Annotated in this window: 16 protein-coding genes; 6 read left to right on the plus strand and 10 right to left on the minus strand. The window is 39.9% G+C overall.

What is annotated here, in order from left to right; all coding sequences use genetic code 11:
• From R2H34_RS00300 to ubiG, 6 genes are all read right to left on the minus strand, one after another.
• On the minus strand, positions 1 to 993 hold the full coding sequence (locus R2H34_RS00300; RefSeq protein WP_282896492.1) for a sulfonate ABC transporter substrate-binding protein: 993 nt from the start codon (positions 991 to 993) through the stop codon (positions 1 to 3).
• A gap of 309 nt (positions 994 to 1,302) precedes the next feature.
• The gene (gene argA, locus R2H34_RS00305) at positions 1,303 to 2,658 is read right to left on the minus strand and encodes an amino-acid N-acetyltransferase (RefSeq protein ID WP_075695951.1); all 1,356 of its coding nucleotides are present in this window, start codon (positions 2,656 to 2,658) and stop codon (positions 1,303 to 1,305) included.
• Positions 2,659 to 2,769: 111 nt separating this feature from the next.
• Complete coding sequence (locus R2H34_RS00310) at positions 2,770 to 3,150, minus strand: RcnB family protein (RefSeq protein ID WP_004907321.1); 381 nt, start codon at positions 3,148 to 3,150, stop codon at positions 2,770 to 2,772.
• A gap of 149 nt (positions 3,151 to 3,299) precedes the next feature.
• Positions 3,300 to 4,046 (minus strand): YciK family oxidoreductase, encoded by a 747-nt coding sequence (locus R2H34_RS00315; protein WP_075695950.1) that lies wholly within the window; start codon positions 4,044 to 4,046, stop codon positions 3,300 to 3,302.
• A gap of 30 nt (positions 4,047 to 4,076) precedes the next feature.
• The gene (locus R2H34_RS00320) at positions 4,077 to 4,775 is read right to left on the minus strand and encodes an HAD family hydrolase (RefSeq protein ID WP_075695949.1); all 699 of its coding nucleotides are present in this window, start codon (positions 4,773 to 4,775) and stop codon (positions 4,077 to 4,079) included.
• Positions 4,775 to 5,488 carry a bifunctional 2-polyprenyl-6-hydroxyphenol methylase/3-demethylubiquinol 3-O-methyltransferase UbiG gene (gene ubiG, locus R2H34_RS00325; protein WP_004907314.1) on the minus strand — a complete coding sequence of 238 codons (714 nt, stop codon included), beginning with the start codon at positions 5,486 to 5,488 and terminating at the stop codon, positions 4,775 to 4,777. Before ubiG ends, R2H34_RS00320 begins: the two co-directional genes overlap by 1 nt.
• 169 nt (positions 5,489 to 5,657) lie before the next feature.
• On the opposite strand from ubiG, the gene R2H34_RS00330 reads away from it, so the two are divergent.
• Positions 5,658 to 6,278 (plus strand): thiol:disulfide interchange protein DsbA/DsbL, encoded by a 621-nt coding sequence (locus R2H34_RS00330; protein ID WP_004907312.1) that lies wholly within the window; start codon positions 5,658 to 5,660, stop codon positions 6,276 to 6,278.
• 52 nt (positions 6,279 to 6,330) lie between these two features.
• Here R2H34_RS00330 and R2H34_RS00335 read toward each other — a convergent pair whose 3' ends face one another.
• Together R2H34_RS00335 and R2H34_RS00340 are read right to left on the minus strand one after the other, a co-directional pair.
• Entirely contained in the window at positions 6,331 to 6,969 is a 639-nt protein-coding gene (locus tag R2H34_RS00335; RefSeq protein ID WP_004907310.1) for a TetR/AcrR family transcriptional regulator, read from the minus strand.
• Between the two features lie 106 nt (positions 6,970 to 7,075).
• Entirely contained in the window at positions 7,076 to 7,726 is a 651-nt protein-coding gene (locus tag R2H34_RS00340) for a TetR family transcriptional regulator (RefSeq protein WP_004956897.1), read from the minus strand.
• A 426-nt stretch (positions 7,727 to 8,152) separates the two neighbouring features.
• Between R2H34_RS00340 and R2H34_RS00345 the strand changes: the two genes are divergently transcribed.
• The 3 genes from R2H34_RS00345 to rph all read left to right on the plus strand — a co-directional run bounded on the left by R2H34_RS00345 (position 8,153) and on the right by rph (position 11,254).
• A complete protein-coding gene (locus R2H34_RS00345; protein ID WP_151730498.1) occupies positions 8,153 to 9,193 on the plus strand; it encodes a ferredoxin reductase in 1,041 nt (346 codons plus the stop codon).
• A gap of 29 nt (positions 9,194 to 9,222) precedes the next feature.
• Positions 9,223 to 10,413, plus strand: coding sequence for a fatty acid desaturase family protein (locus R2H34_RS00350; protein ID WP_004966919.1), 1,191 nt, complete (start codon positions 9,223 to 9,225; stop codon positions 10,411 to 10,413).
• 124 nt (positions 10,414 to 10,537) lie between these two features.
• On the plus strand, positions 10,538 to 11,254 hold the full coding sequence (gene rph / locus R2H34_RS00355) for a ribonuclease PH (RefSeq protein ID WP_004907303.1): 717 nt from the start codon (positions 10,538 to 10,540) through the stop codon (positions 11,252 to 11,254).
• Positions 11,255 to 11,312: 58 nt separating this feature from the next.
• Here rph and R2H34_RS00360 read toward each other — a convergent pair whose 3' ends face one another.
• Positions 11,313 to 11,549 carry a hypothetical protein gene (locus R2H34_RS00360; RefSeq protein ID WP_004966920.1) on the minus strand — a complete coding sequence of 79 codons (237 nt, stop codon included), beginning with the start codon at positions 11,547 to 11,549 and terminating at the stop codon, positions 11,313 to 11,315.
• A 186-nt stretch (positions 11,550 to 11,735) separates the two neighbouring features.
• Between R2H34_RS00360 and R2H34_RS00365 the strand changes: the two genes are divergently transcribed.
• Positions 11,736 to 11,903 (plus strand): hypothetical protein, encoded by a 168-nt coding sequence (locus R2H34_RS00365; RefSeq protein ID WP_168154921.1) that lies wholly within the window; start codon positions 11,736 to 11,738, stop codon positions 11,901 to 11,903.
• Here the strand turns inward: R2H34_RS00365 and nadC are convergent.
• The gene (gene nadC, locus R2H34_RS00370) at positions 11,900 to 12,745 is read right to left on the minus strand and encodes a carboxylating nicotinate-nucleotide diphosphorylase (RefSeq protein WP_004966924.1); all 846 of its coding nucleotides are present in this window, start codon (positions 12,743 to 12,745) and stop codon (positions 11,900 to 11,902) included. The two genes, R2H34_RS00365 and nadC, sit on opposite strands and share 4 nt — an antisense overlap.
• A gap of 144 nt (positions 12,746 to 12,889) precedes the next feature.
• Here nadC and ampD point away from each other — a divergent pair, with 144 nt between their 5' ends.
• Complete coding sequence (gene ampD, locus R2H34_RS00375) at positions 12,890 to 13,462, plus strand: 1,6-anhydro-N-acetylmuramyl-L-alanine amidase AmpD (protein WP_151723019.1); 573 nt, start codon at positions 12,890 to 12,892, stop codon at positions 13,460 to 13,462.
• Positions 13,463 to 13,527 lie beyond the last annotated feature (65 nt).

A 13,527-nucleotide genomic window follows, 5' to 3' on the forward strand; every position in this document is an offset into this window, starting at 1 on the left:
TTATTTAACATCGTTTTTTAGAATGGCATCTTGGATGACAAGCTGCTTTGGAATAAGTTTTTGCGCAAAAAATGCATCAGCAACGTATTGTTGTTCTTTAGCGACTTTTTCAGAGATTGGTTGAACGCCGAAACCCATACGAGAGATTGATGTTTTTAAAACCGCAAATTCCAGCCCTGTCGGTTTTTCGAGTAATTTAGCTGCGTCATCAGGATGTGCTTTGACCCAGTCAGTTGTTTGATTCAGAGTGGCAACTAGAGTTTCCAAAACTGCAGGATTGGATTCAGCAAACTTACGATCAGCCAAATAGAATTGATGATTACTGACCAGATGTTCACCGTTCGCAATTACTCGAGCTTGGATTTGATGTTCTGCAGCAGAGAAGAATGGATCCCAAATTACCCAAGCATCGACGGCACCTTTTTCAAACGCAGCACGTGCATCAGAAGGAGGGAGATAAACGGGTTGAATGTCATTGAGCGTAAGGTTATGCGCTTCAAGCAGTTTTAATAAAAGATAATGAACGTTTGAACCTTTGTTTAAAGCAACACGTTTACCCTTCAAATCTTGTATTGATTGAATCGGTGAATTTTTCTGCACAATCAGAGCTTCAGCAGTAGGTGCAGGTGGTTGGTTTGCAACGTAAACTAAGTTAGGGTTCGCTGTTTGAGCAAAGATAGGTGGTGCTTCACCTGCTTCACCAAATACTACGCTCCCAACATTTAAACCTTCTAAGAGTTGAGGACCCGCTGGAAACTCGACCCATTTAATATTCACACCCTGAGCAGCAAGACTTTTTTCTAATTCACCTTTTGCTTTGACAATCGGCAAGATGCCATATTTCTGGAAGCCGATGTTTAATGTTGTGGTTTCTTGTTTTGTTTCTGCTTGCTGTTCAGGTTTTTTAGCACAACCAGAAATACCCAATAAGCTGCTAAGACTTGCAGCAAGAAGTGTGTATTTTAGCCATGAAGAATGGATTGAAATGTTCATAGTGGTTGTGCTCCCCGTAAATCCAAAAAGATCTAAATAAGTGAGCAACTAAACTAGAATGCTTTTTATTGCAGAAAAAATAAATAATCAGGCTTTAGTTATCAGTAAAAGTGCAAAATAGAAAAAAGAATAAGTTTAGTGATTTATTGAATAATGAAAGAATTAAAAAATCTCACCTAAGCTAATGTTTATTATATCTTTTAAATTTTCTTTAAGGTTTTAGATCAAATTAAATTAAAACAATAATCACAGTATTGAGCGATTAGAAGATATCTTTATCAGAAATAAAAATATCTTCACGTACTGGAATTAGTTTAATGCCTTTTTAAACACAAGTGAATTTCTTTGATAATTATAGAGCGCTTGGCGAGCATTCGGTAAGTCATCCACAGTGGCAGGAAGAAATCCTTGCTCTAAAAACCAATGACCTGTTCGAGTGGTGAGAACGAATAATTGTTGTATACCTTGCTGTTTGGCTTTGCTTTCCAAAAATTGCAGAATTTGGCTGCCACGATTGGATTTTCGATAGCTAGAATCGACTGCAACACAGGCAATTTCCGCTGAACGAATTTCATCGTCCTGTGCAGGTATTGGATACAATGCAGCGCAAGCCAAGATCATGCCATCTCGTTCAATCACTGCAAATTGTTCAATCTCACTCTCAAGACGTTCCCGAGAGCGATAAACCAAAATACCTTCTTGTTCGAGTGGACGAAGTAGATTAATGAGACCACCAACATCATGGATATTGGCAATTCGAACTTCTTCATAATGTGCATCGGTAATCATGGTACCTATACCATCACGAGTGAATAACTCCTCGATCAATGCGCCATCATAAGCATAAGAAATTAAATGTACACGATGTACCCCTGATAAAGAGGCTTGTTGAGCTTGTTTTAAATGTAATGAAAATTCAGGATTATTTGCTTGGAACTGTTGAATATAAGGTTCAAGTTGACGAGGGCTTAGTTCACGAAGCAAGTGCTGTTTTTGATTCATTAAACCTTGTTTTTCACCCAAGAAAATGAGTTTATCGGCTTTAATCGCAGTTGCAGTTTTGGTTGCAACCTCCTCAGCCAGTAAATTAAACACCTCACCTGTGGTGGAGTAGCCTGTCGGTCCTAGCAATACAATATTGTGATTATCTAAATGACGCTGAATAGCATCTGTATCGATTGAACGTACATCACCTGTCAGTTGGAAATCGATACCATCACGAATACCATAAGGTTTTGCGGTGACAAAATTACCCGATACAACATCAATACGGGCGCCGTACATTGGTGAGTTCGCAAGGCCCATAGACAGGAGTGCTTCGATTTCTAAGCGAATCGAACCGACAGCATTCATAACGCCGCGTAAAGACTCGCGTGTCGTTACACGACGATTTTGATGAAAAGGTGTTTTAATTTTGCGTTCAAGCAAATTTTGATTAATTTGAGGACGTGCACCATGTACTAGGATCAGACGAATACCTAACGAGTGCAGTAAGGCAATATCGTGGATGATATGCTGGAAATTATCATGTTGAACCGCTTCACCGCCAAACATCAGGACGAATGTTTTATCACGATGAGCATTGATATAAGGTGCTGAATGGCGAAACCAATGTACATAATCTTGCGCTGTACTATTTGAAGTTTCAGTGATTTGGTTCGCCATGTCGATCTCAGATTTACTGCAATTTATTTGATTCTAACCAAAAAAAGCAAAAGATAAATCTCTTAGTACTGTTGTAGCGAATTTAAATTGCTCAACTGAGGTTTCAAAGGCTTAGAAACCGACAATACGAATAATACTATTATCATCGGAATTGACTAGAATGTAGTCATTATTGATTTTATACCATTGTTCATTTCGACCCGGTTTCGGAAGATTATTTTGTTTATAATCGACTTTATAACCATTACCTCGATAATGTTGAGGCATTACATAACCTGCTTGCCAACGATGTTGTTTCAAACGTTCAACACCACGTTCTTCGCGCATACGACGTTCACGCATACGATTTTCATTATCCGAGTTATCTAAACCACGACCTTGCCAACCACCTCGCGAGTCTTCTCCGCGATCAAAGTGTGGACCTGCGATGCTGTTCATACTACTTAATACAGCGGTTGAACCTAAAACAAAGATAATGAAAATTTTTTTCATGATGCACCTTAGTGACTTCGGATGTCTCTCATGTGAAAACTGTAACTTAAAAATGCAGAGAAACTGTGAAGATCAATTCATGATTCGTTTAAAACTATGAAGATTCCTTCAGCAGCCTCTTTCACTCATCCATTAGAATTTTTATCATTCTAGCTTTGAGCATCTATGCTTTGACCATTCATTTCTAAACTGTCATCACCCATCAAATATAAATAGGCAGGCATGATGTTATCTGGTGTTGGTAAAACCTTCGGATCCTCTTCAGGATAGGCTTTTGCTCGCATGGCTGTTCGCGTCCCACCAGGATTGATGCAGTTGAATCGAATATTCGGATAAGTGTTTTCAGCTGCAAAAATTTTACTCATCGCTTCAATCGCGACTTTTGAAACGGAGTAAGCTCCCCACAATGCACGAGCTTCTCGACCTACACTTGAACTGGTAAATACAACTGAAGCGCGATCAGACTTTTCGAGTAAAGGTAATAATGCTTGAGTTAATGCAAAAGGCGCTCTTAGATTAACGGCCATAACATCATCCCAAACATCTACAGGATAATGTGCTAATTCTACGCGATCACCTAACATGCCTGCATTATGTAAAATACCGTCTAAACGACCAAACTGTTGCTCGAGTGTGTCGACCAATAGCTCATAGTCATGGCTTGATGCGGTAGACAGCTGTAAAGGTAAAATTGCAGGTTGAGGTGCACCTAAGCCCTCAATTTCATCATAAATAACTTCAAGCTTATTCAGTGTGCGACCATGTAATACGACGGTAGCGCCATGCAAGGCATAACTAATAGCAGCCGCACGCCCAATTCCATCACCCGCACCTGTAATCAGAATAATGCGGTCTTTTAATAGATCAGGACGAGGTTGATATTCTGAATATTTCATTGTTATGCCTCCTATAATTATCTTTAATGTTTAACCCATCATACGCTGATTTTCTGACAAAACAGTGATTTTCTGTTTGAGCAATTCATGTAATTCCGGAACTGTTTGGATAATCGCATCTGCATTCCACGCATCAAGGTCATCACGAGATTCAATTGGTAAATAACCATACGCTGCCAAAATCGTATACATACTCGCATTGCGACCTGCATCGATATCACGAGGATGATCACCAACATAGATGATTTCTTCGGCAGCGATTTGAAGTTGTTTTGCTGCCAAATACATCGGTTCAGGATCTGGTTTGGTATTTCGAACATCTTCGGGGCAAACCAAGACTGAACAACGTGAGCTGAGATTTAACTCTTTAAGCAGTGACTCACTCAGACCACGTGGTTTGTTGGTTACGATACCCCATGGAATTTGTTTTGCTTCTAGCTCTTCGAGTAAAGGGTACATACCATTAAAAAGGTCTGTATCAACAACGATATTTTCACCATATACATCTAAAAAGCGTTGGCGATGAGCGAGAAACACAGGATCAGTCACGTCTAACTCTGGATAGACCAATTTCACCATGGCTCGAGCGCCTTCTGACACTTGAGTTCGAATTAACTCTGCATCAACAACTGGACGTTGCTCATCACGACACATCTGTTGAATAATGCGAATAAAGTCAGCCGCAGTGTCTATGAGCGTTCCATCAAGATCGAATAATACCGCTTTCATTAGGCACCTGTATTTGTAGTATGAACCATATAATTCACATCGACATTTGGGGCTAACCAATAGTGTTTGGTGATTGGATTATAGTGAAGACCAATCATTTCTTTTAAGCTAAGACCAGCGTTGCGAATATCATGCGCCATTTCAGATGGGCGAATGAATTTATGATAATCGTGCGTGCCTTTTGGTAGTAAACGTAACACGTACTCAGCGCCAATGATCGCAAACAAATACGATTTAGGATTACGGTTGATCGTTGAAAAGAATACATGACCGCCTGGTTTCACCAAACTTTGACATGCTTTTACAATCGAAGCTGGATCAGGCACGTGCTCCATCATTTCCATGCATGTGACAACATCGTATTGACCTGCTTGCTCTAGAGCAAGCTGCTCAACAGGGATTTGGCGATATTCAATGTTTTGTACATTTTCTTGTTGTGCGTGTAGACGACCGACAGCGAGTGGGGCTTCGCCCATATCAATACCGAGAACATCTGCACCACGACGTGCCATGCTTTCTGCGAGGATGCCACCACCGCAACCGACATCCAAAACTTTCTTGCCTGCCAATCCACCTACACGCTCATCAATCCAGTTTAAACGTAATGGGTTAATTTGATGGAGAGGGCGGAATTCAGAATGTTGATCCCACCATTTGGCAGCCAATGCTTCAAATTTTGCGATTTCTTGTGGGTCAACATTCAATTGCGACATGGTGTCACCTCTATTTATTGGCATAATGATCTAGGTCTAGTGTAGCGATTCTTGAAAAAAAAGCGATAAATCCTATAAAAAACTTCACAGAAGCAAAACGAATTGATCGTGTTTGATTTATATTTAGCATATAAACTTACGAAAAATGCTTAGAGGAAAAGCAAACTCAATGAAAAAGTTAGTATTAGGTGGTTTAAGTGCGGTTGCAATGGCGTTTTCAATGAATGCTATGGCGGCTAATTTTGTTGCTGGTAAAGATTATACGGTGGTTGCGAATCCAGTGAAGACCGCTGCACCAGCAGGCAAACTCGAAGTACGTGAATTCTTTTGGTACGGATGTCCACATTGCTTCAAACTTGAGCCACATATGCAAACGTGGTTAAAGAAGATTCCAAGTGATGTTTATTTCTTACGTACACCTGCTGCGATGAATAAAGTATGGGAGCAGGGCGCACGTGGTTACTACGTTTCTGAAGCGCTTGGCGTACGTAAGAAAACCCATATTCCATTGTTCCATGCGATTCATGAAGGTGGTCAACAAATCTTTGACCAAGCTTCTCAAGCAAAATTCTTTGCACGTTATGGTGTGCCAGAACAGAAATTTAACAGTATGTTCAATTCATTCCCTATTACTGCAAAAATTGCTGAATCTAACAAATTAGCTCAACAATATCAGTTGACGGGTGTTCCAGCAGTTGTAGTAAATGGCAAATATGTGGTGCAAGGTGAAGATGCTAAAGTGACTCAAGTCGTTGACTTCCTACTTGAGAAAGAGCGTAAAGCTAAATAATTGGCATGCTTGGATCATAAAAAAAGGACTGTGATGACAGTCCTTTTTTTATTTAAGCGTTTTCATCGAGCTGAAATTCTTTTAGATCGATCTGTACTGTTTGAGTAGGTAAAGATAGCGCTTGGCTGACATAGAGATTAATCAGTTTTTGGCGAGAGCCTATTGAACGCTGGTAATAGCTTGAGTTCAATAATAACGCTGCGCCATAAGTAAGAGACCAGATATAAGATAAATAGTCTCGAATCGACATATCGTAGTTCTGTGATTTTAAATATTTTTCAGTCATGTCTTTGAGTGAAACAATACGTTGTTGGCGAACAGCGTATAGTTCATCAAACAAATGTTTGAGTTTCGACTCCGTCATGGTCAGATGTTCTTCTAACTGATGTAAAAGAATCGTACGACTCGGCGCCGTTAAATGATGCAGCATATAACGAGGGGCATATTCTTTGAAATCTGTATTGTACTGATCTGAAATCTTGAGAATTTCTTTTTCATTTTGAATGATCAGTTCAAGTAACAACTCATTTTTGCTACGGAAATGCTTATATAAGGTGCCTTTTGCGATATCCAGTTCGGCAACCAGTTCATCGAGGGTCATTTCTTGGTTGTTTTCTAATAATAGCTTTTCCGCAACCTGCAAAATTTTTTCTTTACGTATTAAGAACTGAGTATGACGATCAGGATTCATGATGCTTTTAAGCTCCTCATAGTGTTCTAAACGGCATCGCGCTATTGTCTAATGCATCATAACGCTTAGCAATGCTTTTATATATCAACCTTTCATATTGATATAATCAAGCGTTTTGAGGTTCCCAGTTTGAGATCCCACGAAATAGTAAGCGCACTTGAGTCGCTGCATTATCGATAAATAAATTTTGCTGTTCTAACAAATGATCAATCGTGAACTGTTTGGGTAAGTTGATCCATGTCATCGCCCATGTAAAGGACATATTAATCAAAATCGTTGATAAGACTTGGAGGTCTTTGGCTTCTTTAATATGTTTGAAGGTTTCGAGTTTGCACAGGTCAATGGCAAGATCTTCAATCAAAAATTCGATTTCACGGGCAATCGCAATTCGTACTGTTTCAGAACCACCCCAACGTTCAGCGATCATAAATTGCCACTGTTGAGGGCTATGATTTACTGCTTGGACAAACAACTCAATGCTGGTTCGTGTTTTGGCAGACCCGCTGTGTTGTAAATAACTTTGCCCCAGTTGATGAATCAGGCTTTTGAGATGCAAAGAAACTTGATCAACGAGTTCTTGCCCTAACGCTTCCATGTCTTGGAAATGACGATAAAACGCCGTTGGTACTAAACCAACTTCGCGAGCCACTTCACGCAAACTGATACTACTAAATGAGCGTCCAGAAGTACTGAGATGGAGTGCTGCATCAAGCAGAGCTTGTCGGCTCTGTTGTTTTCGTTCATCTCTAATCGACATGAAAAAGATCCATTGAATTCATACAGCAGAGTCTAGCAAAAAAAACATGATTTTTTTAGCCCTGAGCGAGGATTAAACAAAGCAACTTTGTCCTGAGAAGTGTCTAAAGCCTAGCAAGAAAATGAGCAGCTAGGCTGCAAATAGAATTTATACCAATACTTTCTTTGTTCTCATAACCATTTAATGCCTGTTAAGAAGTGAAGTTGCCAAGCGAGAATAGAAACATGTTTTGTTAGGGCTAGATTTGTTGATTAATCCATTATTTTTTCTCGTCATTTTAGCGATTTATAAAAAAGTATTAAAAATAACCAAAAATTAGTGAACAAGTGTTGACTCAGTGAACACAAATTAATATAGTGTACACATGTTCACTACATGAACATTTGTTCACTCAATATAAATAGCCAGATACAAAACGAGGAACGTATGAACGCTAAGTTAAATTATCAACCGCATTGGGTTCGTGAAGATTTTGTTGATTTTATCCTTGCAAAAGTTAACCCGATGTGGACTTTGCGCCGCATTATGGCAAAAATCGAAGCGATTGAGCCTATTGCAGATGAAATGATCAAGGTCACTTTAAGCAGTAACAATAAATTTACAACCTATCAGCCTGGTCAATTTGTAATGGTCACGGTTCGTATTGATGGTGTGCTGCATCAACGAGCGTATAGCTTGGTGAGTTCACCAAGTCACGACAAATTGGTATTGGGTATAAAAAAACAAGGTCGTGTATCTAACTATTTAGCCAACAGCGCACGTGCTGGTGATGTGATTGAAATTACTCAGGCGATGGGCGAATTTACGCTAAAAGACTTTGATACAGAAGAAGGTAAACAACCAATTCTTTTGGTATCTGCAGGTAGTGGTATTACGCCGATTATTCCGATTGCGAAACAGGCTTTAGCACGTTCAAATCAACCTGTAACGTTGATTTATTACTCACGTGATCCAGCGTTCCGTACTGAATTGGAAACACTGGCAGCAGAATATGCGCATTTTAAGCTACACATTATTGTCGATAGTGCTGAACAACCTGCTTATTTTGATGAAGAAACTTTGGATCGTTTGTGTGCTGATGCTGCTCAACGTCAAACCTATGTGTGTGCTGCTCCAGGGTTGATGAAAGCGACACGTCAAATCTGGGCGAAACGTGGTTGGTTAGACCGTTTAACGCAAGAAAGCTTCTTGCCAGTGACGATGGATGTGGATGCTCAAATCCAACCAGTCAATTTCCGCCGCAGTATGCAAGAGTTTGAAGGCCGTGGCAACCTATTGGCCAGTGCTGAAGCTGCAGGTTTGAAACCATCTTTTGGTTGTCGTATGGGGATTTGTAATACCTGTGTTTGTACCAAGGTTAGTGGTGCAGTGAAAAATCTACTTACAGGTGAAATCGATAACCAAAACAATGTGCAAATTAAGTTGTGTGTGAGTGAAGCAGTGAGTCCCGTTGAGATTGACCTTTAATTCATATTGACCAGATAGAGAATAATATTATGAACATGATGACAGTAAATCCGACTAAAACGATTCCTCCAATCAAATTTGGCGGTAATACAAGCCGTGCATTAACACCAGAAGAAGTACAAGAGTTTGGCCGTAAGATTGAAGCCATCCGTACTGAAACCATGGCTAAAATTGGCAAAGAAGATTCTGATTATATTTATAAAGTACGTAACTTTGTACGCTACACCGAAATTGCGTCACGCGGCATGTTGATGTTTGGTGGTTGGATTCCACCTGTATGGTTATTAGGTACCGTTATGCTAGGCGTATCTAAAATCGTTGAAAATATGGAACTTGGTCATAATGTGATGCATGGTCAGTTCGACTGGTTAAATGATCCAACGCTTAATGGTGCAACCTACGACTGGGATACGGTGTGTACGGGTGAAGATTGGAAATATACCCATAACTATAAGCATCATACTTATACCAATGTGTACGGCATGGATCATGACATTAGTGGTTATGGCGTGATGCGTATGAGTCGTGAGCAAAAGTGGGAACCTCGCTTTTTGTTTAACGTACCAACGGGTTTTGTATTATCTACGGGTTTTGAATGGCTATTGGCTTTACAACGTCTAGAGATGGAAAAAGTATTATTTGATGGCACCAAAACTTGGAAAGAAGTGTATGTAGAATCCAAAAATCTACGTAAAAAGATGGTACGTCAGTTCGGTAAAGATTATGTATTGTTCCCATTGATCGCTGGCCCAATGTTCTTGCCAGTATTAGCGGGTAACTTTGTTGCCAATCTGATCCGTAACTACTGGGCATCGACCGTGATTTATTGTGGTCACTTCACAGAAGACTCTGAAATTATCACTGACAATATTGATAATGAAACCAAAGCAGAGTGGTACTTGCGTCAGATTCGTGGTTCAGCAAACTTTACTGGTGGTAAAATCATGCATTTCTTAAGTGGTAACTTGAGTCATCAAATCGAACATCACTTGTTCCCAGATGTACCTGCCAACCGCTATCAAGAGATGGCTCCTAAAGTACGTGCAGTCTGTGCAGAGTTTGGTCAACAGTACAATACAGCGCCGTTTGGATCTCAAATTGTGAGTGTATATAAACGTCTGGCGATTCACTCTTTGCCTGACAATGTGGTAGACCGTTTGGTGGCGATCAAACATAGCTTTGTTGACGCAGTGAAAAGCATGTTTGGTAAAGCTGCTTAATTAAGATAGAGCATTGTTTGAGTCATTAAGCGATGCTCTTTACCAACAAGCAAAAGGGAAAGTACGTGTAATTGAGATATACTATGGTGCAATTATAGTTGTGCTATCGTTTTAAGGAATTATTATGCGTATTGACCAAAGAGCATTAGACCAGTTACGTGACGTAAAGATTACGCGTAATTATACCCGATACGCTGAAGGTTCAGTTTTGGTTGAATTTGGCCATACCAAAGTGTTGTGTACAGCAAGCATTGATAATTCAGTACCTCGTTTCTTGAAAGGTCAGGGACAAGGTTGGGTAACTGCGGAATATGGCATGTTGCCACGCTCAACGCACACGCGTAGTGATCGTGAGGCAGCACGTGGTAAGCAAACGGGTCGTACTCAAGAGATTCAACGATTAATCGGTCGTAGTCTTCGTGCGATGGTGGACTTGAAGAAGTTGGGCGAAAACACGATTACGATTGACTGTGATGTGATCCAAGCGGATGGCGGTACACGTACTGCGGCAATCACAGGTGCAGCGGTTGCATTGGTAGATGCAATGAATGTATTGCTGAGCAACAAGAAAATTAAACATGACCCATTAAAAGGTTTAGTGGCAGCGATATCAGTCGGAATGTATCAAGACGAAGTCCTACTAGATTTATGCTACGAAGAAGATTCAAATTGCCAAACGGATTTAAACGTGGTGATGACACAAGCAGGTGAATTTATTGAAATTCAAGGGACGGCAGAAGACAAACCGTTCACACGCCAGCAGTGTAATGCCATGTTAGAGCTTGCAGAAAAAGGAATCTCAGAGTTGATTCAAAAGCAACAGCAAGCACTCGGTTGGTAAGTTCCAGTTGATAGTGCGGGCGGTCTGTTTTTTTTAGACCGCCTTTTTTTATTTAAGATTAGATCAGAAGGAAAAAATAAATAGCCAAAAAGATAACCATGCCCCATGTAATAAAGCCAACAATAAAAACCTCAGTGCTCTCAATATCAACGTGACGTCTCAATCGATAAGCAGATACAACACAATATCCAGTGCCACGAATTAAGCCTTCGATAATCACTTCAAAAATGATATGCAGAAAAAAGCGGATGATTTGAAAAAGCAAAGTAAAGAAGGTTTCGAAAATAGATTCCATTTTTTATGATTTAAAATAGTTTATGGGTCAATGTATCTCTAAGCGACATAAAAATAAACATGATCAATGAATATCTATCTCTACATAGACGCATTATAAATTTTCAAACGGTAACAATACCCGCTTATTTAGCTCATCTTAGTTTGGTACGCTTGCGTAAATTGAAAATAACAAGGAGGGGGAATAATGGTTCAAGTATTTCTCGTTTTTTTAACAGCAGTGACTTTTGTTTTGATGGCTGTTGATCCACGCTCTACTGATTCGACACAAGCTAAGTCAGCTTGGAATGAAAAAGTCGAAGTCTCTAGTGACACTTCGACTCAGAAGGAAACAAAAGATGTAGATGATGCTTAAGCATTAAAACGCATAGATAAATCTACAGCTCTCACATCCTTAGTCAGTACACCCATTGAAATATAATCTACGCCAGTTGTGGCAACTTCGCGTAAGTTCTCAATAGTAATATTGCCTGAGGCTTCTAACTTACACCGTCCAGCCACATGCTTCACTGCATCAATCATTTGTTGCTGGCTGAAATTATCTAACATCACGATATCAGCTCCAGCTTCGAGTGCTTGATTCAACTCGTCCCAAGTCTCTACTTCTACTTCTACTGGTTTACCTGGTGCGATTTGATGTGCTTTGGTAATGGCTTGGGCAATACCACCCGCTGCCATAATGTGATTTTCTTTAATTAGGAAAGCGTCAAATAAACCTAGACGATGATTTTGACCACCACCGATTGCCACTGCATATTTTTGAGCGATGCGTAAGCCTGGTAAGGTTTTGCGTGTATCCAAAAGTTTAGTGTTTAAACCATCCAATTGTTTGACGTAATTTGCCGTTTTGGTCGCCACAGCCGAAAGGGTTTGCACAAAATTCAAAGCAGGGCGCTCAACAGTCAGTAAGCTACGGGCTGAACCTGCCAATTTTAGAAAAGCTTGATTGGCTTGAACAAGTTCACCTTCTTGCTTTAACCACGTGATTTGAACATTTTTATCATAAGCTTTGATTAAGGCGTTAACCCAAGGTTGACCAGCCAATACCATGTCTTCACGAGTGATAATCGTTGCTGTAGCTTGCTCATCTTCTGGTGTGAGCATTGCGGTGATATCACCGTCCCCAATATCTTCCTGTAATGCTTGTTGAATGTTAATTTGAATCGATTGTTCAAGCAAAGATTGAGGAATGCTCATACTATTTCCAGTATAGGTTGACCAAAAAACTAGTGCGTTATATTAGCACCCTCAACATAAAAAATAAGCATTTCATCTCGATTATTGCGCATAAAGCATGTCAAAATGGCAAAGATAAAGATTAAATTGCCGATTTGATAAACCATGCAACGTTCTAGATTTGCGCAAATTCGAAATGGTGTATTAGATGGTGCGACGCAACTTCCATCACCAAATTTTAATGCACGTCCAATGGATGCTGACATTCAACTGATTGTTATTCATAACATCAGTTTGCCACCCTCTCAATTTGGTGGTGGTTATATCCAGCAATTCTTTCAAAATAAGTTAGATTGGAATACTCATCCTTATTTTCAGACTATTGAAGGCATGCAAGTATCCGCACATCTATTGATTTTGCGCACTGGTGAAGTGATTCAATTTGTAAATTTCAATGATCGTTCGTGGCATGCAGGACGTTCGAGTTATCTAGCACACAAAGAATGTAATGATTATTCGATCGGCATTGAGTTGGAAGGCAGCGATGATCTTCCTTTCGAGGACGCACAGTATCAAGCATTGGTTGATGTTGTACTGATGCTAGCTAAAAGCTATCCAAAAATTCAGAATCATATCGCGGGGCATTCTGATATTGCACCAATGCGGAAAACAGATCCAGGTCCTTATTTTGATTGGCAAAGATTCCGAAAAGCGCTATCACAAGCCAAATTAACTTAAAAAATATCCGCCAATTTATGATTTCACAACGAAATCTATTTTGAGTTTCATTACAATAACGCTTT

This window comes from Acinetobacter sp. 16, assembly GCF_033439925.1.
GTDB lineage: Bacteria > Pseudomonadota > Gammaproteobacteria > Pseudomonadales > Moraxellaceae > Acinetobacter > Acinetobacter junii.

Bases quoted from the DNA above. Each gene is read 5' to 3' on its own strand.
- R2H34_RS00300 (WP_282896492.1), bottom strand. From the start codon at position 993: ATGAACATTTCAATCCATTCTTCATGGCTAAAATACACACTTCTTGCT.
- argA (WP_075695951.1), bottom strand. From the start codon at position 2,658: ATGGCGAACCAAATCACTGAAACTTCAAATAGTACAGCGCAAGATTAT.
- R2H34_RS00310 (WP_004907321.1), bottom strand. From the start codon at position 3,150: ATGAAAAAAATTTTCATTATCTTTGTTTTAGGTTCAACCGCTGTATTA.
- R2H34_RS00315 (WP_075695950.1), bottom strand. From the start codon at position 4,046: ATGAAATATTCAGAATATCAACCTCGTCCTGATCTATTAAAAGACCGC.
- R2H34_RS00320 (WP_075695949.1), bottom strand. From the start codon at position 4,775: ATGAAAGCGGTATTATTCGATCTTGATGGAACGCTCATAGACACTGCG.
- ubiG (WP_004907314.1), bottom strand. From the start codon at position 5,488: ATGTCGCAATTGAATGTTGACCCACAAGAAATCGCAAAATTTGAAGCA.
- R2H34_RS00330 (WP_004907312.1), top strand. From the start codon at position 5,658: ATGAAAAAGTTAGTATTAGGTGGTTTAAGTGCGGTTGCAATGGCGTTT.
- R2H34_RS00335 (WP_004907310.1), bottom strand. From the start codon at position 6,969: ATGAATCCTGATCGTCATACTCAGTTCTTAATACGTAAAGAAAAAATT.
- R2H34_RS00340 (WP_004956897.1), bottom strand. From the start codon at position 7,726: ATGTCGATTAGAGATGAACGAAAACAACAGAGCCGACAAGCTCTGCTT.
- R2H34_RS00345 (WP_151730498.1), top strand. From the start codon at position 8,153: ATGAACGCTAAGTTAAATTATCAACCGCATTGGGTTCGTGAAGATTTT.
- R2H34_RS00350 (WP_004966919.1), top strand. From the start codon at position 9,223: ATGAACATGATGACAGTAAATCCGACTAAAACGATTCCTCCAATCAAA.
- rph (WP_004907303.1), top strand. From the start codon at position 10,538: ATGCGTATTGACCAAAGAGCATTAGACCAGTTACGTGACGTAAAGATT.
- R2H34_RS00360 (WP_004966920.1), bottom strand. From the start codon at position 11,549: ATGGAATCTATTTTCGAAACCTTCTTTACTTTGCTTTTTCAAATCATC.
- R2H34_RS00365 (WP_168154921.1), top strand. From the start codon at position 11,736: ATGGTTCAAGTATTTCTCGTTTTTTTAACAGCAGTGACTTTTGTTTTG.
- nadC (WP_004966924.1), bottom strand. From the start codon at position 12,745: ATGAGCATTCCTCAATCTTTGCTTGAACAATCGATTCAAATTAACATT.
- ampD (WP_151723019.1), top strand. From the start codon at position 12,890: ATGCAACGTTCTAGATTTGCGCAAATTCGAAATGGTGTATTAGATGGT.